Below are 18,473 nucleotides of genomic sequence, written 5' to 3'. Positions count from 1 at the left end.
CGCCGGCCGCCGCCCCAGCCCCCGCCCGCCCGGGCGCCCCGCCCCCTGAAACCCCCCCCCCCCCCCGCCCCCCCCGGGGGGGCCCCCCCCCCCCCGCGGGCCCCCCCCCCCCACCGCCGTACGGACGTAACGGGCCGGACTGACGAGCCGAGCCGACGGGCCGGACCGATGGGCCGAACCGATGGGCCGAACCGATGGGCTCCGACGCGGAAGGTCAGGCGCCCATGGCGTGCAGGCCGCCGTCCACGTGGACGATCTCGCCCGTGGTCTTCGGGAACCAGTCGGACAGCAGGGCCACGATGGCCCGGCCGGTCGGCTCCGGGTCGTTCATGTCCCACTCCAGCATGGAGCGGGAGTTCCACACGTCCGCCAGGTCGGAGAAGCCCGGGATGGACTTCGCCGCCATGGAGCCGATCGGGCCGGCCGAGACCAGGTTGCAGCGGATGTTCTCCTTGCCCAGGTCACGAGCCAGGTAACGGCTGGTGGCCTCCAGCGCGGCCTTGGCCGGCCCCATCCAGTCGTACTGCGGCCAGGCGAACTGCGCGTCGAAGGTCAGGCCGACGACGGCCGCGCCCTCGTGCGGGAACAGCGGCTTGCAGGCCATGGTGAGCGACTTCAGCGAGAACGCCGAGACGTGCATGGCGGTGGCGACCGACTCGAACGGGGTGTTCAGGAAGTTGCCGCCCAGGGCGTCCTGCGGCGCGAAGCCGATGGAGTGCACGACCCCGTCCAGACCGCCGAGCTCGTCGCGGACGAGCTGCTCCAGACGGGCCAGGTGCTCGTCGTTGGTGACGTCGAGCTCGATCACCTTCGCCGGCTTCGGCAGCTTGCGGGCGATGCGCTCGGTCAGCGTCGGCCGCGGGAAGGCGGTCAGGATGACCTCGGCGCCCTGCTCCTGGGCCAGCTTCGCGGCGTGGAAGGCGATGGACGACTCCATCAGCACCCCCGTGACGAGGATGCGCTTGCCCTCGAGAATTCCACTCATGGTGATCAGTGACCCATGCCCAATCCGCCGTCTACGGGAATGACGGCTCCGGTGATGTACGCGGCGTTCTCGGACGCCAGGAAGCTCACGACCGACGCGACCTCCTCGGGCCGCGCGTAGCGGCCGAGGGGGACCTGCTGCATGATGACCGCGCGCTGCTCGTCGGTGAGCACCTTCGTCATGTCGGTGTCCACGAATCCGGGGGCGACGACGTTGAAGGTGATGTTGCGGGAGCCGAGCTCACGGGCGAGCGAGCGGGCGAAACCGACGAGGGCGGCCTTCGAGGCGGCGTAATTGGCCTGGCCGGCCGCGCCGAGCAGGCCGACGACCGAGGAGATCATGACGACGCGGCCCTTCTTGGCGCGCAGCATCCCGCGGTTGGCCCGCTTCACGACGCGGAACGTGCCGGTGAGGTTCGTGTCGACGACCGACGCGAAGTCCTCCTCGGACATCCGCATGAGCAGGGTGTCCTTGGTGATGCCGGCGTTGGCCACCAGCACCTCGACCGCGCCGTGCTTGTCCTCGATCTCCTTGTAAGCCTGCTCCACCTGCTCGGAGTCGGTGATGTCGCAGCGGACCGCCAGGACGCCCAGGGAGGTGAGCTCCTGCGGTGGCTCGCCGGACCGGTACGTGATCGCGACCTTGTCGCCCGCCTCCACGAAGACGCGGGCGATGGCGAGGCCGATGCCCCGGTTTCCTCCGGTGACGAGAACCGAGCGGCTCAACGGATCACCCTTTCGCTTAGCTGTGTGATGGGCAAAAACCTATCGGTCCCGGCCCGGATAAGGAGAATCGGGGCCCGACAGGGCCTTGCCGCAGCGTCTGTGGAGTCTCTACAGAAAGAAGTGTGCACAACGGCCCCGGGCGCGACATGATCGGGGCGACCGGCCCCGACCCCGGGAGGAATTCCGTGCCCCATTCCATCGACGCGGCTTTCACCGCGCTGCCTTTGCGGGCGCTCGCCGACGCGGCGCTCGCGCGGGCGCGCGCGTTGGGCTCCGACCACGCCGACTTCCGGCTGGAGCGGATCCGCAGCGCCTCCTGGCGGCTGCGCGACGCCAAGCCCTCCGGCACCTCGGACACCACCGACCTCGGTTACGCGGTGCGCGTGGTGCACGGCGGCAGCTGGGGCTTCGCCTCCGGTGTGGACCTGACCATGGACGGCGCCGCCAAGGTGGCCTCGCAGGCCGTGGCCATGGCCAAGCTGTCGGCCCAGGTGCTCAAGGCGGCGGGTTCCGACGAGAGGGTGGAGCTGGCCGCGGAGCCGGTGCACGCCGACCGGACCTGGATCTCCGCCTACGAGGTGAACCCGTTCGACGTGCCGGACGCCGAGAAGGCGGCCCTGCTGGCGGAGTGGAGCGCAGGACTGCTGGCGGCCGAGGGCGTGACGCACGTCGACGCCTCGCTGCTCGCCGTCCACGAGAACAAGTTCTACGCGGACACCTCCGGCACCTCCACCACCCAGCAGCGGGTTCGGATCCACCCCCAGCTCACCGCGGTCGCCGTCGACGCCTCCACCGGCGAGTTCGACTCGATGCGCACCATCGCCCCGCCGGCCGGCCGCGGCTGGGAGTACCTGACGGGCACCGGCTGGGACTGGGACGCGGAGCTGGAGCGGATCCCCGGGCTGCTCGCCGAGAAGATGCGGGCGCCGAGCGTGCGGGCCGGGCGCTACGACCTGGTCGTGGACCCGTCCAACCTGTGGCTCACCATCCACGAGTCCATCGGGCACGCCACCGAGCTCGACCGGGCGCTGGGCTACGAGGCGGCGTACGCCGGGACCTCGTTCGCCACCTTCGACCGGCTCGGCGAGTTGAAGTACGGCTCCTCGATCATGAACGTGACCGGTGACCGCACGGCGGAGCACGGCCTGGCCACCGTCGGCTACGACGACGAGGGCGTCGAGGCGCAGAGCTGGGACCTGGTCAAGGACGGCACCCTGGTCGGTTACCAGTTGGACCGCCGGATCGCGAAGCTGACCGGGCTCGGGCGCTCCAACGGCTGCGCGTTCGCCGATTCGCCGGGCCACGTGCCGGTGCAGCGGATGGCGAACGTATCGCTGCGGCCCGATCCCGGCGGCCTGTCCACGGAGGACCTGATCGGCGGGGTGGAGCGCGGGATCTACGTGGTCGGCGACCGCTCCTGGTCGATCGACATGCAGCGCTACAACTTCCAGTTCACCGGGCAGCGGTTCTTCCGCATCGAGAACGGGCGGCTGGCCGGGCAACTCCGCGACGTGGCGTACCAGGCCACGACCACCGAGTTCTGGGGCTCGATGGAGAAGGTCGGCGGTCCTCAGACGTACGTGCTGGGCGGCGCCTTCAACTGCGGCAAGGCACAGCCGGGACAGGTCGCGGCCGTGTCGCACGGCTGCCCGTCCGCGCTGTTCCGTGACGTGAACATCCTGAACACGACCCAGGAGGCCGGACGCTGATGTCGGTTCGTACCAAGCCCCACGAGATCGTCGAGCGGGCCCTGGAGCTGTCCACCGCCGACGGGTGCGTCGTCATCGCCGACGAGCAGTCGACGGCCAACCTGCGCTGGGCGGGCAACGCGCTCACCACCAACGGCGTCACCCGCGGCCGGACGCTGACGGTCATCGCGACGGTCGACGGCAAGGAGGGCACGGCCTCGGGGGTCGTGTCGCGCTCCGCCGTGACCGCGGACTATCTGGAGCCGCTGGTGCGGGCCGCCGAGGCGGCCGCGCGGAACGCGGCGCCGGCGGAGGACGCCCAGCCCCTGATCACCGGCACCCCGGCGGCGCCGGACTTCACCGACGCCCCGGCCGAGACCTCCTCCGCGGTGTTCACGGACTTCGCCCCGGCGCTTGGCGAGGCGTTCGCCCGGGCCCGCGCGGGCGGCCGTGAGCTGTACGGGTTCGCCAACCACGAGCTGGTCTCCACCTACGTCGGCACCTCCACCGGGCTGCGGCTGCGGCACGACCAGCCGAACGGCACGCTGGAGCTGAACGCGAAGTCGCCGGACCGGCAGCGCTCGGCGTGGGCCGGCCGCGCCACGCGGGACTTCAAGGACGTGGACCCGACCGCGCTGGACGCGGAGCTCGCCGTACGCCTGGGCTGGGCGGAGCGCCGCTTCGACCTGCCGGCCGGGCGGTACGAGACCCTGCTGCCGCCGACGGCGGTGGCGGACCTGCTGATCTACCAGATGTGGTCGGCGGCGGCCCGGGACGCGGTGGAGGGCCGGACGGTCTTCTCCAAGCCCGGCGGCGGCACCCGGATCGGCGACAGGCTGTCGGAGCTGCCGCTGACGCTGCGCAGCGACCCGAACGCGCCGGGCCTGGAGTCCGCGCCGTTCGTGATCGCGCACAGCTCCGGCGACGACGCCTCGGTGTTCGACAACGGGCTGCCGGTCCCGCCCACGGAGTGGATCAGCGGGGGCGAGCTCGCCCGGCTGACCACGACCCGGCACAGCGCGGCCCTGACCGGGCTCCCGCTCTCCCCCGGCTTCGGGAACCTGATCCTGGACGCGGGCGGCGAGAAGTCCCTGGAGGAGATGGTGGCGGGCACCGGCCACCGGGGGCGGGGGCTGCTGCTCACCTGCCTCTGGTACATCCGCGAGGTCGATCCGGCGACGCTGCTGCTCACGGGCCTGACCCGGGACGGCGTGTACCTGGTGGAGAACGGCGAGGTCCTCGGCGAGGTCAACAACTTCCGGTTCAACGAGTCGCCCGTGGACCTGTTGTCGCGGGCCACGGAGGCCGGCCGGACCGAGAAGACCCTCCCGCGCGAGTGGAGCGACTGGTTCACCCGCACCGCGATGCCGGCCCTGCGGATCCCGGACTTCAACATGAGCTCGGTCAGCAAGGGGGTCTGACCCCCATAGACTGAGACGGCAATCCCATCATTCGAAGGAGTCGGAAGACCGTGACGGACATCGTCGACGAATTGAAGTGGCGCGGGCTGTTCGCCCAGTCCACCGACGAAGAAGCGCTGCGCAAGGCGTTCGCGGCCGGTCCCGTCACGTTCTATTGCGGCTACGACCCCACCGCGGCCTCGCTGCACGTGGGCCACCTCGTGCAGGTGCTGACCATGCGCCGGCTCCAGCTGGCCGGGAACCGGCCGCTGGCGCTGGTCGGCGGGGCCACCGGCCAGATCGGGGACCCGCGTCCGACCGCCGAGCGCACCCTGAACGATCCGGCGGTCATCGCGCAGTGGGTGGACCGGCTGCGCTCGCAGATCGAGCCGTTCCTCTCGTTCGAGGGCGAGAACGCGGCGGTCCTGGTCAACAACCTGGACTGGACGGCGGGCATGTCCGCCATCGAGTTCCTGCGGGACATCGGCAAGCACTTCCGCGTCAACAAGATGCTGACGAAGGACTCGGTCGCCAAGCGGCTGGAGTCCGACCAGGGCATCAGCTACACGGAGTTCAGCTACCAGTTGCTCCAGGGGATGGACTTCCTGGAGCTGTACCGGCGCCACGGCTGCACGCTCCAGCAGGGCGGCTCCGACCAGTGGGGCAACCTGACGGCCGGCCTCGACCTGATCCACCGGGTCGAGCCGGACGCGCAGGTGCACGCGATGGCGACCCCGCTGATGGTCAAGGCGGACGGCACCAAGTTCGGCAAGACCGAGGGCGGGGCCGTCTGGCTCGACCCGGAGATGACCACGCCGTACGCGTTCTACCAGTTCTGGCTGAACGTGGACGACCGGGACATCTCGGGCTACATGCGGATCCTGTCCTTCAAGTCCCGTGCGGAACTGGAGGAGCTGGAGGCGCAGACCGCCGAGCGGCCGCAGGCGCGGGCCGCGCAGCGGGCGCTGGCGGAGGAGCTCACGACGCTGGTGCACGGCGCCGATCAGTGCGCCGCCGTGATCGCCGCTTCGAAGGCGCTGTTCGGCCAGGGCGAGCTGGCCGACCTGGACCCGGCGACGCTGGCCGCGGCCCTGTCGGAGCTGCCGCACGCGAAGGTCGCCGAGCTGGGCCCGGTGGTCGACCTGTTCGCGGAGACGGGGCTGGTGGCCAGCAAGTCCGCCGGCCGCCGGACCGTGAAGGAGGGCGGCGCCTACGTGAACAACGTGAAGGTGACCGCCGAGGACGCGGTACCGGCCTCGGCGGACCTGCTGCACGGTCGCTGGCTCGTGCTGCGCCGCGGGAAGAAGAACCTCGCGGCGGTCGAGGTCGCCGGCTGACGTCCCGGCGTGCGCGACGGGGCCGGTACGGACTTCGGTCCGGCCGGCCCCTTCGTCGCGCCCGGGAGGCGCCGGGTCCGCGTCAGGTCGTCTGACGCCGTCGGTCGCCCCGCAGGGACATGTAGATCATGTCGCCGAGTCCGACGATGAGGACGGCGCCGGCGAGCTGGAGCAGGTGCCGGATCCAGTCGATGCCCTTGGTGTCGTGCACACCGATCCACGTGGCCACGGCGTTGCCCAGGACGCCTCCGATGATGCCGAAGATCACGGTCAGCCAGATCGGCTGGTGTTGCTTGCCCGGCAGGATGGCCCTGGCAATCAGCCCCAGTACCAAACCGACGATGATCGCCCACAACCAATGCATGTCGAGCCTCCTCGTGGCGCGTGGTGCGCAGGTGCGGCCAGTCTCGGCCCGCGCCGCGGGGGTCGCATGCCCGACGGCGCCATTCGGGGGACACCCCCTCTCCTCGACCCGATGTCGGCGGCGTACGGTGGAAGGGTCCGGGCCGGGAGTGCCCGGCGGGTGGATCGGGTGGTGGAGCGTGGAACGGTCGAAGCGGAACGGGGCCGAGGTCTTCCGGATCACCGGCGCGCGGATGGGCCTCAGCGAGGACGTCCGGGGCCGGCAGCGCCGGTACGTGATCTCCATGACGATCAGGACCCTGTCGGTCCTGGCGACGGTTTTCCTGTGGAACGTGGAGCGTCCTGTGGCGATCGTGACGCTGGTGGCGGGCGCCCTGCTGCCCTACGTCGCGGTCGTCATCGCCAACGCGGGACGCGAGTCGGCGCCGTCGTTGCCCTCGGCCTTCCTGCCCGCCCCTGTGCACCCGGCACTGGAGGCGGGAAACCTCAAGAAAACCTCAGATCAATCATGAAGTTCCGGTGCACCGCACCGGGTCCTGCGTGACATACTGCCTACGCGCTCCGCATCCCCCGTCGGAGCGACGGACCGACGCCGGGCAGCTCCCCCCGTGGCTGCTCGGCGTCGCCCTTCCGTTTGTAGGGTTGAGGCTGTGAACTCCCCTGATGCGAACTCCCCCGATCCGGACACCGGCACGCCCGGCGCCGATCCCACCTGCTCCGCCAAGGGCTGCCGGGCCGCGGCGGTCTGGGTCCTGGTGTGGAACAACCCGAAGCTGCACACGCCGGAGCGTCGCAAGACGTGGTTGGCCTGCGAGGAGCACCGCGAGCACCTCTCGCAGTTCCTGGGCGTGCGCGGGTTCCTGAAGGACGTCGTGAAGCTCGCGGACTGGGTCCGACCGGAAGGCTCGGAGCGCGAGCGCTAGAGACGCGCCACAGCCGTGCCGGAAAACGTGACGAGGCCCCGTCCGGTCGCCGGACGGGGCCTCGTGCCGTGTGGGGCGGCTAGCCGCCGATCGCCGACATCGGGCGGTCGGGCTGGAGGAAGCTCGGGTCGTCGAGGCCGGAGCCGGCCTTCTTGCCCCACATCGCCACCTGCCACAGGCGGCCGATCTCCTCGTCCGGGGCGCCCGAGCGCAGGGCGGCCCGCAGGTCCGACTCCTCGGTGGCGAAGAGGCAGGTACGGACCTGGCCGTCGGCGGTGAGGCGGGTGCGGTCGCAGGCGCCGCAGAACGGGCGGGTGACGGAGGCGATGACCCCGACGGTGGCCGGACCGCCGTCCACGAGCCAGCGTTCGGCGGGGGCGGAGCCGCGCTCGTCGGCGCCTTCCTCGGTGAGGGTGAAGCGGGTGCGCAGCGAAGCGAGGATGTCACCGGCGGTGATCATCCCGTCGCGCTTCCAACCGTGTTGGGCGTCGAGCGGCATCTGCTCGATGAAGCGGAGCTCGTAGGCGTTCTCCACGGCCCAGGCGAGCAGGTCGGGGGCCTCGTCGTCGTTGAGGCCGGGCATCAGCACCGCGTTGACCTTCACCGGGGTGAGGCCGGCCGCGCGGGCGGCGGCCATGCCGTCGATGACGTCGTGGTGGCGGTCGCGGCGGGTGAGGGTCTTGAACACCTCGGGCCGCAGGGTGTCCAGCGAAACGTTCACTCGGTCCAGGCCGGCGGCCTTGAGCGCCTGTGCGGTGCGCTTGAGGCCGATGCCGTTGGTGGTCAGCGACATCATGGGCCGCGGCTCCAGGGCGGCGCAGCGCTCGACGATGCCGACGAGACCGGGCCGCAGCAGCGGTTCGCCGCCGGTGAAGCGGACTTCGGTGATGCCGAGCCGGGTGACCGCGATACGGATCAGCCGGACGATCTCGTCGTCGCTGAGCAGGTCCGTCTTCTGCAACCACTGCAGGCCCTCTTCGGGCATGCAGTAGGTGCACCGCAGGTTGCACCGGTCGGTGAGTGAGACGCGCAGGTCAGTGGCTACGCGGCCGTAGGTGTCGAGAAGCACTGTGGGCCCCCTCCCCTGTCCGGTTCATAGAGGTCGCGCAGCTCGGATGAGACATGTGTGCGCTGCTTTCGAGCCTACGCGACGCCTGTGACTTGTTGTGGTGCCCGAATGAACGAGACGCGACGTGGCCGTGTCGTAGGGAAATACGACACGGCCACGACGGATGTCTGGAGTATTTCAGTGCGCGCCTGTTCCCGTCAGGGAGCGGACCTCCAGTTCCGCGAACTTCCTGGGGTCGGCCTCCTCCTTCGACAGGAGGGTTCCGAGCCATCCGAGGAGGAAGCCGAGGGGGATGGAGACGATGCCGGGGTTCTCCAGCGGGAACCAGTAGAAGTCGGCGTCCTTGAACATCGAGGTGGGCTTGCCGGAGACCACCGGGGAGAACAGCACCAGGACGACGGAGGAGACCAGGCCGCCGTAGATGGACCACAGCGCGCCCCGGGTGGTGAAGCGCTTCCAGAACAGGCTGTAGAGGATCGTCGGCAGGTTGGCGGAGGCCGCGACGGCGAAGGCGAGGGCGACCAGGCCGGCGACGTTGAGGTCGCGGGCGAGGGCACCGAGGCCGATGGCGACGGCGCCGATCACGACGGTCGACCAGCGGGCCGCCCGGACCTCCTCCTTCTCGGTGGCCTTGCCCCTGCGGATGACATTGACGTAGATGTCGTGCGCGAAGGACGAGGACGAGGCCAGGGTGAGGCCCGCGACCACGGCGAGGATGGTGGCGAAGGCCACGGCGGAGATCACGGCCAGCAGGACGGCGCCGCCGGTGGTGCCCGCGCCGCCGCCGACTTCTTGGGCGAGCAGCGGGGCCGCGGTGTTGCCCGCCTTGTTGGAGGCGAGGATGTCGGCCCGCTTGAGCAGCGCGGCGGCGCCGAAGCCGAGGGCGATCGTCATCAGGTAGAAGGCGCCGATGATGCCGATGGCCCAGTTGACCGACTTCCGGGCGGCCTTGGCGGTGGGCACGGTGTAGAAGCGGATCAGGATGTGGGGCAGCCCGGCGGTGCCCAGGACGAGGGCGATGCCCAGGGAGATGAAGTCGAGCTTCGTCATCCCGTCCTTGCCGTACTTGAGGCCGGGCTCCAGGAACTTGGCGCCCTGGCCGCTGTTCTCGGCGGCCTTGCCCAGCAGTTCGGAGATGTCGAAGTGGAACTTCAGCAGCACCAGGAAGGTGACGAGCAGGGCGCCGGCGATGAGCAGGACGGCCTTGACCATCTGGACCCAGGTGGTGCCCTTCATGCCGCCGATGGTCACGTAGAGGATCATCAGGACGCCGACGAGGGCGACGACGGCGACCTTGCCGCCGTCGCTGGTGATGCCCAGGAGCAGCGAGACCAGTACGCCCGCGCCCGCCATCTGGGCGAGCAGGTAGAAGATCGAGACGACGATGGTGGAGGTGCCGGCGGCGGTCCGGACGGGGCGCTGGCGCATCCGGTAGGCGAGGACGTCACCCATCGTGTAGCGGCCGGAGTTGCGCAGCGGTTCGGCGACGAGCAGCAGCGCCACCAGCCAGGCGACGAGGAAGCCGATGGAGTAGAGGAAGCCGTCGTAGCCGAAGAGCGCGATGGCCCCGGCGATGCCGAGGAAGGACGCGGCGGACATGTAGTCGCCGGAGATGGCCAGGCCGTTCTGGAAGCCGGTGAACTGGCGTCCGCCGGCGTAGAAGTCGGCGGCGTCCTTCGTCTGTCGGCCGGCCCAGATGGTGATGATCAGGGTGGCGACGACGAACAGCCCGAACAGGGTCATGATCAGCGGACGGTGCTCGGTGGCGCCCGCGGCGACCGTCAGGTGCAGTGGTGTGCTCATTCCCCGGCCTCCATCCGGGCCTTGATGGCCGCCGCCTTGGGGTCGAGCGCGGTGGCGGCGTGGCGCGAGTAGAGCCAGGCGATGAGGAAGGTCGTCGCGAACTGGGCGAGGCCGAGGACGAGGGCCACGTTGATGTTGCCGAAGAGCTTGGTTCCCATGAAGTCGCCCGCGTAGTTCGAGAGCAGGACGTACAGCAGGTACCAGGCGATGAACGCGACGGTGAGCGGGAAGGCGAAGGAGCGGTGGGAGCGGCGCAGTTCGGCGAACTCCGGGCTCTGCTGGACGCGTTCGAACGCTTCGGCCGTGGGGGGCGCCGGACGTGGTTCCACGCCGCCGGGCGGCTGGGCCGCTGCTTGGGTTGTCACCGGGGGCTCTCCTTGTGACGCGGGTGCGAGGGGGCGGGTACGGACACAACAACCTCCGTGTGGGGGGTGGTAACGCCGGTCCCCCTGACAACGGCACGGCTCGCGCGACGGGACGGTTCAACGCGTTCCGTTTCCGCGCCCCGTTCCCCGCCGCGCCTCTTCCATCCGATTCCTCGAACTGATGGCGCAAAGGTGACGGCCGGCACTAGGTTCGCTTGTCATGAACCCGCCGTCCCGCGCGACCGCGCGCGGACGGCCCTTTCACGGATGATGTGGAGAACCCATGGCTCAGCTGGGGTCACGATCCCCCAAGAGGCACGGCCGTCTCGCCGTACCGGCCGCCTTGGCCCTCACCGCCTCGCTCGCCTTCCTGCCCTCGGTCGCGGCCTCCGCCGCGCCCCTGGGGACGACGGCGGACGCGGCGGCCGGCGCGAAGGCCGACACGTCCGGGCCCAAGCTGTCGTACGTGGCGAACCTGAACACGTACGCCACCGTGACGGCGGCCAGGAAGGCCGTCGAGCGGGCCGGCGGCACGGTGGTGATCTCCTACGAGCAGATCGGGGTGATCGTCGCCCACTCCCAGAACCCGGACTTCGCCAAGCAGCTCCGGGCCCAGCGCGGCCTGTTCGTGTCGGTCGGCGCCACCCGCACCGCCCCCCTCGCGACGGTGCAGACCACCGAGGAGGGCACCACGCAGCGCCTCAGCGCGGCGGACGCGGCCAAGGCGGCGGCGACCGCGCAGCCGGGGCAGGAGCCGCTGGAGCCCAACCAGTGGGACCTGCGGGCGATCAAGGCCGACCAGGCGCAGGCGATCAACGCCGGCAGCCCGGACGTCACCGTGGGCGTCATCGACACGGGTATCGACGACACCCACCCGGACCTCGCCCCGAACTTCTCCAAGAGCCAGTCGGCCAACTGCGTCGGCGGCGTCGCCGACACCACGGACGGCGCGTGGCGCCCGTACCCGAACGGCAGTGACCACGGCACCCACGTGGCGGGCACCATCGCCGCCGCGCGCAACGGCATCGGGGTCAGCGGTGTCGCGCCGGGCGCGAAGGTCGCCGCGATCAAGGTGAGCGAGCCCGGGACCAGCCTCTTCTACACCGAAGCGGTGGTCTGCGGCTTCATGTTCGCGGCCGAGAAGGGGATCGAGGTGACCAACAACAGCTACTACGTCGACCCCTGGTACTTCAACTGCAAGTCGGACGACGACCAGAAGGCGCTGGTGGAGGCCCTCGGTCGGGCGAGCAAGTACGCGGAGCGCAAGGGCGTGCTCAACGTGGCGTCCGCCGGCAACGAGAACTGGGACCTGGCGTCCCACTCGATCGTGGACGACACGAGTCCGGACGACGGGACCCCCGCGCCGCGCACGATCGACCCGCACGACTGCCTGGACCTGCCGACGCAACTCCCGGGCGTGGTCTCCGTCTCGGCCACCGGCGACAAGGGCCTGCGCTCCTACTACTCCAGCTACGGGCTCGGCGTCATCGACGTCGCGGCGCCCGGCGGCGACAAGTGGCAGATCCCGGACACCCCGGATGCCAACGGCCGCGTGCTGTCCACCCTCCCGGGCGGCGGCTACGGCTACAAGCAGGGCACCTCGATGGCCGGCCCGCACGTCGCCGGCGTCGCGGCCCTGCTCAAGAGCGCCCACCCGACGGCCACGCCGGCGCAGCTCCAGGCGATGCTGAAGGCCCAGGCCACGAAGACGGCCTGCCCGGACAAGATCTACGACGACGCGGGCGCGCTGATCGACGCCACCACCTGCCAGAGCAAGTGGGGGCAGACCGGCTACTACGGCTACGGCGTGGTGGACGCGCTCAAGGCCGTCAAGTAACCGGGCGGTCGGACATTCGGCCACGGGCCGGCGCGGAACGTCCGCGGGGGCCGGCCGGGGGTGTTCCCCGGCCGGCCCCCGCGGTCCGTGCACCGCGTGTCAGGGCGTGATCAGCACCTTGAGGGCGCTGCGGTCGTCCATCGCGCGGTAGCCGTCCGGCACCCCGTCCAGGCTGACGGCCCGGTCGAAGACGGGCGACGGGTCGATCGCGCCGCTCAGCACGTCCGCCAGCAGCTCCGGGATGTACGCGCGCACCGGGGCGACGCCCCCGCGCAGGGTGATGTTGCGGTCGAACATCACGCCGAGGTCGAGTCCGGTGCCGCTGCCGTGCGGGACGCCGACGTAGCCGATGGCCCCACCGTCGCGGGTGATGTTCACGGCGGTGCGCATGGACTGCTCGGTGCCGACGGCCTCGATGACCGAGTGGGCGCCCTGGCCCCCGGTGAGTTCGCGGACGGCCGCCTCGGCGGCCTCGCCGCGCTCGGCGACGATGTCGGTGGCACCGAACAGCTTCGCGATGTCCGTACGGGCGGTGTGCCGGCCCAGGGCGATGATCCGCTCGGCGCCGAGTCGCTTGGCCGCGAGGACGCCGCACAGGCCGACCGCGCCGTCACCGACGACGGCGACCGTGGAGCCCTTGCGGACGCCGGCGCCCACGGCGGCGTGGTGGCCGGTGCCCATGACGTCGGACAGCGCCAGCAGCGCGGTCAGCAGGTGGTCGTCGGAGGCGGCGTCGGCGGGCAGCTTCACGAGGGTGCCGTCGGCGTGCGGTACGCGGACGGCCTCGCCCTGGCCGCCGTCGTGCCCGACCGAGCCCCAGAAGCCGCCGTGCACGCAGGAGGTGTAGAGGCCCTCGGAGCAGTAGTCGCAGGTGCCGTCGGACCACATGAAGGGGGCCACGACGAGGTCGCCGGCGCGCAGGCCGGACACGGCCGAGCCGGTCTCCTCGACCACGCCGAGGAACTCGTGGCCGATGCGCTGGCCGGGCTCGCGCGCGGCCTCGCCGCGGTAGGCCCACAGGTCGCTGCCGCAGACGCAGGCACGCAGGACGCGGACGACGGCGTCCTCGGGGCGCTGGATCGCAGCGTCGGGCACCTCCTCCACGCGGATGTCGTGCGGGGCGTGGATGACGGTGGCACGCATGGTGGTGCAGCCCTCCGGATCAAGTTGGTTCAGTCTTGTATGACTGACCTACCGTACGCCTGCCGGGAGGCGGGTGCGCCCGTGGCCATGACGCCCGTGGCCAGCAGGTACTGGGCCGCGAGATAGGTGGCCATGATCCAGAAGTCCGGGCGGGGCGGCTGCGGCCACTCGGCGACGCCGGTGGCGATGAGGGTGTCGGAGAGCAGGAACAGCGCCCCGCCGATCGCCGCGCGCGGCCCGAGGACGCCGGCGCGGCAGGCCATGGCGGTGAGCAGCAGGCTGTACCCGGCGACGGGCACCCGCAGCCCGACCGGGAGGTCGTTCCAGAGCAGCGCGACCGCGGCGACGAGCACCACGGCGTACGCGCATCCGAGCGCGGCTCGCGTCGCGCCCCGGCCGAAGAGCAGGAGGTAGCAGACGTGGCCCGCGGCGAAGGAGCCCATGCCGATCAGGAAGGCGGCGGGGGCGTCGAAGAGCAGCGCCAGGTCCCCGCCCCACCCGAAGAGCAGGGCCGCGACCAGCAGCCGGGGGGCGCGGAGGCCCCCGTGACGCCGCAGGCAGATGTAGGCGACGAGCAGCGGCATCAGCAGCGGCTTGGCGAGGACGTGCCCGAGGTGCCAACCGGCGAGCAGTGCGGCGAGGTCGAGCACGCCGGCGGCGGCGAAGGCGGCGAGCAGCGTCCGTCCGCGGGTGTCGTCCGGTACGGGGCGGGCCCAGGAGGGGGTACGGGACTCGGTGGCGCTCACGCGGCTTGCTCCGCCGGGGACTTGGCGGGCGTGGCGGCCGGGGCGGGCTGCCAGCCGGGGCCGCGGAAGACCCGTCCGGCGCGCTCGCGCCAGGTGCGGGCGGCCCGCACGTCGCGGGCGATGGCGGCGTATTCGTGGGTGGCGACGCGCAGCGGGTTGTGGGTGTCGATGTTCTTGGTGAGCCCGTAGACGGGCCGTTCCGTCTCCCCCACCCAGGACCCGAACATCCGGTCCCAGACGATCAGGATGCCGCCGAAGTTGCGGTCGAGGTAGCCGCCCTGGGAGGCGTGGTGGACGCGGTGGTGCGAGGGGGTGTTGAAGACGTACTCGTAGGCCCGCGGCAGCTTTCCGATGCGCTCGGTGTGGACCCAGAACTGGTAGAGCAGGTTGAGCCCGTAGCAGAAGGGGATAGCGGCCGGGTGGACGCCGAGGGCGACCATCGGCAGGTAGAACCACCAGGTGGTCGCGCTGGTCCAGGGCTGGCGCAGGGCGGTGGTGAGGTTGAACCTGCGGCTGCTGTGGTGCACCACGTGGCAGGCCCACAGGATGCGGATGACGTGGTGGAGCCGGTGCTGCCAGTAGTAGAGGAAGTCCTGGGCGAGCAGCATCAGCAGGGCGGTCCACCACAGGAAGGGCACGCGGAGCGGGGTCAGTTCGTAGACCGCCGTGAAGACCGCGACGACCGGGATCTTCCACAGCAGGTCGAACCCGATGCTGCCGAGCCCCATGGTGACGCTCGTGACCGCGTCCTTGGTGTCGTACCCGGCGGCGTCCTCGTCGGGATGGAGCCGGTAGCTCACCAACTCGACGACGGTGAGCAGCACGAAGGCGGGTATGGACCACAGCACGACATCGGGCAGGTTCGGCATGCCCGCACCATAAAGGCGCCTGTGGGGGCGCCGCTAGAGGTTGTTACCGATCGGTATCCGACCGTGTTACCGCGGGTACCGCGCATACTGGTCGGCCAGGGTGGGGAGGCCGTGTGACCGGGTTCGAGGCAGTGCTCCTGCGTGTGGCGGGTACGGCGGCGAGCACGTTGGTGAAGTCGCTCCTGACCCGCGCCCCGGGGGCGGGTCTGACGTCCGACCCGGCCGCGCCCGCCGCGCCGGGGCGCCGACCGGTGGAACTGGGCGACGCCGAGATGCGGAAGCTGGTGAACGCGCTGGCCGTCCGCCTGGGCGGGGCAGCCGCGGGGCTGCCCGACCACGAACGCCTGGCCGCCCTGGACGCGGTCGCCGACGCCTTCGCCGCGCTGGGGCCGCTGGACCTGGCGGCGCTCTTCGCCGCGGACCTGGACCCCGCGGCCCTGGCCTCGGCGCTGCCCCCGCCCCCACCGGGCCTGAGCGAGCCGGCCGAGGCCCTCTACCGGCGGCTGGCCGCCCTGTGCTGCCTCCACGTGATCGAGTACGCCACCACCCTCCCGGCCTTCGCGGCCCGTGCCGACCTGGAACTGATCCGCCGCACCGGCCGACTGGAGCGCACCCTGCGGCGGCTGGAGAAGCAGCCCGCCGATCTTCCCCAGGCGAAGGAGGCCCACTTCGAGCAGCGGTACGGCCAGTACGTCGCCGAGGCCCACGGCCGCCTCCAGCTCTACGGGTTGACCCTCGGCCGGAGCCGTCGGGAGTGGCCGCTGGACGTGGCCTACATCAGCCTGGCGGTGACCGGCGACCCGCTGTCGGAGGAGCCGGGTTCGGACCGGACCACCGTCGAGGCGGAGCGGGCGATCACCGGCTCGGACCGGGTGCTGCTGCGCGGGCCGGCCGGTTCCGGCAAGTCGACCCTGGTCCAGTGGCTGGCCCTGAACGCGGCGCGCCGGAGTTTCCGGCGACAGCCGGCCCACTGGAACACGTTGGTCCCCTTCGTCCTGCGGCTGCGCTCCTTCCACGCCTCCGACGCGCTGCCCGTCCCCGAGGACTGGCTCCGCGCCTCCGGCGTGCCGTTGACCGCGCCGCCCGGCTGGACCGAGGGCCTCCTGGCGAGCGGTCGGGCCCTGGTGCTGGTCGACGGCGTGGACGAGGTGCCCCAAAGGCTGCGCGACCGGACCGAGGCGTGGTTGCGCTCGCTGATCGCGGCCTTCCCCAAGGCGCGGTACATCGTGACCACCCGCCCGTCCGCGGTGCCGGAGGACTGGCTCACGGGCCAGGGCTTCGCCCCGTTGTCACTGGTGCCGATGGAGCGGGACAACGTACGGGCGTTCATCACGCACTGGCACGACTCCGCGCGCGAGGAGTGCGGCTCCGCCGAGGAGCGGGCGCGGCTCGACACCTTCGAGCGGACGCTGATCCGGTCGGTGGGCTCCCGGCGCGACCTCGGCCGGCTGGCGACGAACCCGCTGATGTGCGCACTGCTGTGCGCGCTGAACCGGGACCGGCGGATGCGGTTGCCCCGCGCCCGCAAGGAACTGTACGACGCGGCACTGGACATGCTGCTGGTCCGCCGCGACACCGAACGGGACGTATCGGGGGTCGAAGGCGTCCACCTCGGTCGGGACGAGCAGACGGCGCTGCTCCAGCGGCTGGCGTACTGGCTCATCCGCAACGGGCAGGTGGAGGCGGCCCGTGACGACGTCGTGGAGATGCTGGACGAATGGCTCGACGCGATGCCGCAGGTACGGGCGCAGGGCAGCACCGAGCGGGTGTTCACGCACCTGCTGATCCGCAGCGGGCTGCTGCGCGAACCGGTACCGGGCTCCGTGCACTTCGTGCACCGCACCTTCCAGGACTACCTGGGCGCCAAGGCGGCGGTGGAGTCCCGGGACTTCGGCGTGCTGGTCCGCAACGCCCACGAGGACGCCTGGGACGACGTGGTCCGGATGGCCGTCGGGCACGCCCGTCCCGACGAACGCGCCCGCATGCTGACCCAGTTGCTGCGGCGCGCGGACAAGGTGAAGCGGGACCGCAGCCGGCTGGTGCTGCTGGCCGCGGCCTGCCTGGAGCACGCGCCCGAGCTGGACCCGCGGGTACGGGCCGACATACAGACCCGCACGGCGCGCCTGTTGCCGCCGCGCAGCCGGGCCGAGGCCGAGGAACTGGCCGAGGCGGGCGAGCTGGTGCTGGAGCTGTTGCCGGAGCCGGTGGACCTCGGCGAGGAGGAGGCCGCGGCGACCGTGCGCACGGCCGCGCTGATCGGCGGGGAGCGGGCGCTCCAGGTGATCGCCGGTTTCCGGCGCGACGACCGCTACGAGGTGGGCCACGAGCTGTCCGAGTCCTGGGGCCGCTTCCCCACCGGGGACTACGCGGACGCCGTCCTGGCGGGGACCGCCCTGAACGTCGCCCACCTGCACATCCGCACGCCCGAGCAGCTCACGGCCTTCCGCGGACTGTCGCACATCCATCGGGTGCACCTCACCTGGGAGGGGCCGCTGCCGCCGGAGATCACCGACCGGCGGGACCTGCGCTGGCTGGTCATCCAGCGCAATCCGGAACTGGGGGACCTGGCGGCCCTCGGCGGACACCACGCGCTGGAACACCTCGGGGTCTTCGACTGCCCGCGCCTGACCGGCATCGAGCCGATCGGCGGACTGACGCCCGAGAGCCTGGCCTTCGGTTACGTCCCGGACGGGCTCTCGCTGGCGCCGCTCGCCGGCATCCCGACCCTGCAGTCGCTGGTGATCGGCTTCGAGCCGAAGGAGCGCGCCATCGGGGACGTCCCCGCGGCCGAAGGACTGGTGAAGCTCACCCTGTGGCAGGGCGCCCGCGGCCTCTCCCTCGACGGGCTGGATCGTTGGCCGGCGATCCGCGACCTCACCATCGCCGGGGAGCGGCAGTACGCGCAGTTCGCGGTGCGGCGTCCGCTCACCGGCCTGACCTCGCTCCAGATCCGGCACACCGTGTCGGTGGACCTCGGCGTGCTCGCCCCTTACCGTGGGCTGACCGAGCTGATGCTGCTGCGCTGCGGGTTCCCCGGCGGGCTGGCACCCCTGGCGGACCTGCCGGAGCTGAACCGGCTGCGGATCGTCGAAAGCGCCGATGTCGTGGACCTGGCCCCGCTGGCCGGCCTGCCTTCCCTGCGGATCGAGATGGACCGCAGATCCGCTTTCACCGGCGCCGAGTTGATCGCGCCGGAGCGGCTCACCTGGGCCGACTGAGC

General features: G+C 71.5%; 16 protein-coding genes. 7 read left to right on the top strand and 9 right to left on the bottom strand.

Features of this window, described 5'->3' with window-relative positions; all coding sequences use genetic code 11:
- Positions 1 to 214: 214 nt before the first annotated feature.
- Both fabI and fabG read right to left on the bottom strand, forming a co-directional pair.
- Positions 215 to 985 (bottom strand): enoyl-ACP reductase FabI, encoded by a 771-nt coding sequence (gene fabI, locus ACFVXJ_RS21880; RefSeq protein ID WP_389663881.1) that lies wholly within the window; start codon positions 983 to 985, stop codon positions 215 to 217.
- 5 nt (positions 986 to 990) lie between these two features.
- Positions 991 to 1,710: a 3-oxoacyl-[acyl-carrier-protein] reductase gene (gene fabG, locus ACFVXJ_RS21875; RefSeq protein WP_389663879.1), complete on the bottom strand. Its 720-nt coding sequence runs from the start codon at positions 1,708 to 1,710 to the stop codon at positions 991 to 993.
- A 185-nt stretch (positions 1,711 to 1,895) separates the two neighbouring features.
- On the opposite strand from fabG, the gene ACFVXJ_RS21870 reads away from it, so the two are divergent.
- The 3 genes from ACFVXJ_RS21870 to tyrS are packed head-to-tail and all read left to right on the top strand — an operon-like array spanning position 1,896 to position 6,135.
- The gene (locus ACFVXJ_RS21870; protein ID WP_389663877.1) at positions 1,896 to 3,419 is read left to right on the top strand and encodes a TldD/PmbA family protein; all 1,524 of its coding nucleotides are present in this window, start codon (positions 1,896 to 1,898) and stop codon (positions 3,417 to 3,419) included.
- Positions 3,419 to 4,819 carry a metallopeptidase TldD-related protein gene (locus ACFVXJ_RS21865; RefSeq protein ID WP_389663875.1) on the top strand — a complete coding sequence of 467 codons (1,401 nt, stop codon included), beginning with the start codon at positions 3,419 to 3,421 and terminating at the stop codon, positions 4,817 to 4,819. The genes ACFVXJ_RS21870 and ACFVXJ_RS21865 overlap by 1 nt, the downstream gene beginning before the upstream one ends.
- A gap of 50 nt (positions 4,820 to 4,869) precedes the next feature.
- Positions 4,870 to 6,135, top strand: coding sequence for a tyrosine--tRNA ligase (tyrS, locus tag ACFVXJ_RS21860; RefSeq protein WP_389663873.1), 1,266 nt, complete (start codon positions 4,870 to 4,872; stop codon positions 6,133 to 6,135).
- Between the two features lie 82 nt (positions 6,136 to 6,217).
- On the opposite strand, the gene ACFVXJ_RS21855 is transcribed toward tyrS, so the two are convergent.
- The gene (locus ACFVXJ_RS21855) at positions 6,218 to 6,499 is read right to left on the bottom strand and encodes a GlsB/YeaQ/YmgE family stress response membrane protein (RefSeq protein ID WP_389663872.1); all 282 of its coding nucleotides are present in this window, start codon (positions 6,497 to 6,499) and stop codon (positions 6,218 to 6,220) included.
- 178 nt (positions 6,500 to 6,677) lie between these two features.
- On the opposite strand from ACFVXJ_RS21855, the gene ACFVXJ_RS21850 reads away from it, so the two are divergent.
- Entirely contained in the window at positions 6,678 to 7,010 is a 333-nt protein-coding gene (locus ACFVXJ_RS21850) for a DUF3099 domain-containing protein (RefSeq protein WP_389663870.1), read from the top strand.
- Between the two features lie 138 nt (positions 7,011 to 7,148).
- Complete coding sequence (locus ACFVXJ_RS21845; protein ID WP_389663869.1) at positions 7,149 to 7,421, top strand: hypothetical protein; 273 nt, start codon at positions 7,149 to 7,151, stop codon at positions 7,419 to 7,421.
- Between the two features lie 79 nt (positions 7,422 to 7,500).
- Here ACFVXJ_RS21845 and moaA read toward each other — a convergent pair whose 3' ends face one another.
- From moaA to ACFVXJ_RS21830, 3 genes are all read right to left on the bottom strand, one after another.
- Positions 7,501 to 8,490 (bottom strand): GTP 3',8-cyclase MoaA, encoded by a 990-nt coding sequence (gene moaA / locus ACFVXJ_RS21840; protein ID WP_389663867.1) that lies wholly within the window; start codon positions 8,488 to 8,490, stop codon positions 7,501 to 7,503.
- Positions 8,491 to 8,667: 177 nt separating this feature from the next.
- Positions 8,668 to 10,293 carry a cation acetate symporter gene (locus ACFVXJ_RS21835; RefSeq protein ID WP_389663865.1) on the bottom strand — a complete coding sequence of 542 codons (1,626 nt, stop codon included), beginning with the start codon at positions 10,291 to 10,293 and terminating at the stop codon, positions 8,668 to 8,670.
- Positions 10,290 to 10,658 carry a DUF485 domain-containing protein gene (locus tag ACFVXJ_RS21830; RefSeq protein ID WP_389663863.1) on the bottom strand — a complete coding sequence of 123 codons (369 nt, stop codon included), beginning with the start codon at positions 10,656 to 10,658 and terminating at the stop codon, positions 10,290 to 10,292. Before ACFVXJ_RS21830 ends, ACFVXJ_RS21835 begins: the two co-directional genes overlap by 4 nt.
- Positions 10,659 to 10,941: 283 nt before the next feature.
- On the opposite strand from ACFVXJ_RS21830, the gene ACFVXJ_RS21825 reads away from it, so the two are divergent.
- A complete protein-coding gene (locus ACFVXJ_RS21825; RefSeq protein WP_389663861.1) occupies positions 10,942 to 12,495 on the top strand; it encodes a S8 family serine peptidase in 1,554 nt (517 codons plus the stop codon).
- 99 nt (positions 12,496 to 12,594) lie between these two features.
- On the opposite strand, the gene ACFVXJ_RS21820 is transcribed toward ACFVXJ_RS21825, so the two are convergent.
- The 3 genes from ACFVXJ_RS21820 to ACFVXJ_RS21810 are packed head-to-tail and all read right to left on the bottom strand — an operon-like array spanning position 12,595 to position 15,253.
- The gene (locus ACFVXJ_RS21820) at positions 12,595 to 13,638 is read right to left on the bottom strand and encodes a zinc-dependent alcohol dehydrogenase family protein (RefSeq protein WP_389663860.1); all 1,044 of its coding nucleotides are present in this window, start codon (positions 13,636 to 13,638) and stop codon (positions 12,595 to 12,597) included.
- Between the two features lie 29 nt (positions 13,639 to 13,667).
- Positions 13,668 to 14,384 (bottom strand): lysoplasmalogenase, encoded by a 717-nt coding sequence (locus ACFVXJ_RS21815; protein WP_389663858.1) that lies wholly within the window; start codon positions 14,382 to 14,384, stop codon positions 13,668 to 13,670.
- On the bottom strand, positions 14,381 to 15,253 hold the full coding sequence (locus ACFVXJ_RS21810) for a sterol desaturase family protein (RefSeq protein ID WP_389663857.1): 873 nt from the start codon (positions 15,251 to 15,253) through the stop codon (positions 14,381 to 14,383). Before ACFVXJ_RS21810 ends, ACFVXJ_RS21815 begins: the two co-directional genes overlap by 4 nt.
- A gap of 113 nt (positions 15,254 to 15,366) precedes the next feature.
- Between ACFVXJ_RS21810 and ACFVXJ_RS21805 the strand changes: the two genes are divergently transcribed.
- Positions 15,367 to 18,471 (top strand): NACHT domain-containing protein, encoded by a 3,105-nt coding sequence (locus ACFVXJ_RS21805; protein WP_389663855.1) that lies wholly within the window; start codon positions 15,367 to 15,369, stop codon positions 18,469 to 18,471.
- Positions 18,472 to 18,473 lie beyond the last annotated feature (2 nt).

Origin of the sequence: Streptomyces sp. NPDC058279 (assembly GCF_042881255.1) — a bacterium.
Lineage (GTDB): Bacteria > Actinomycetota > Actinomycetes > Streptomycetales > Streptomycetaceae > Streptomyces.
The sequence above is the reverse complement of the archived record's forward strand: the minus strand, read 5'-3'. Positions and strand labels throughout refer to the sequence as shown.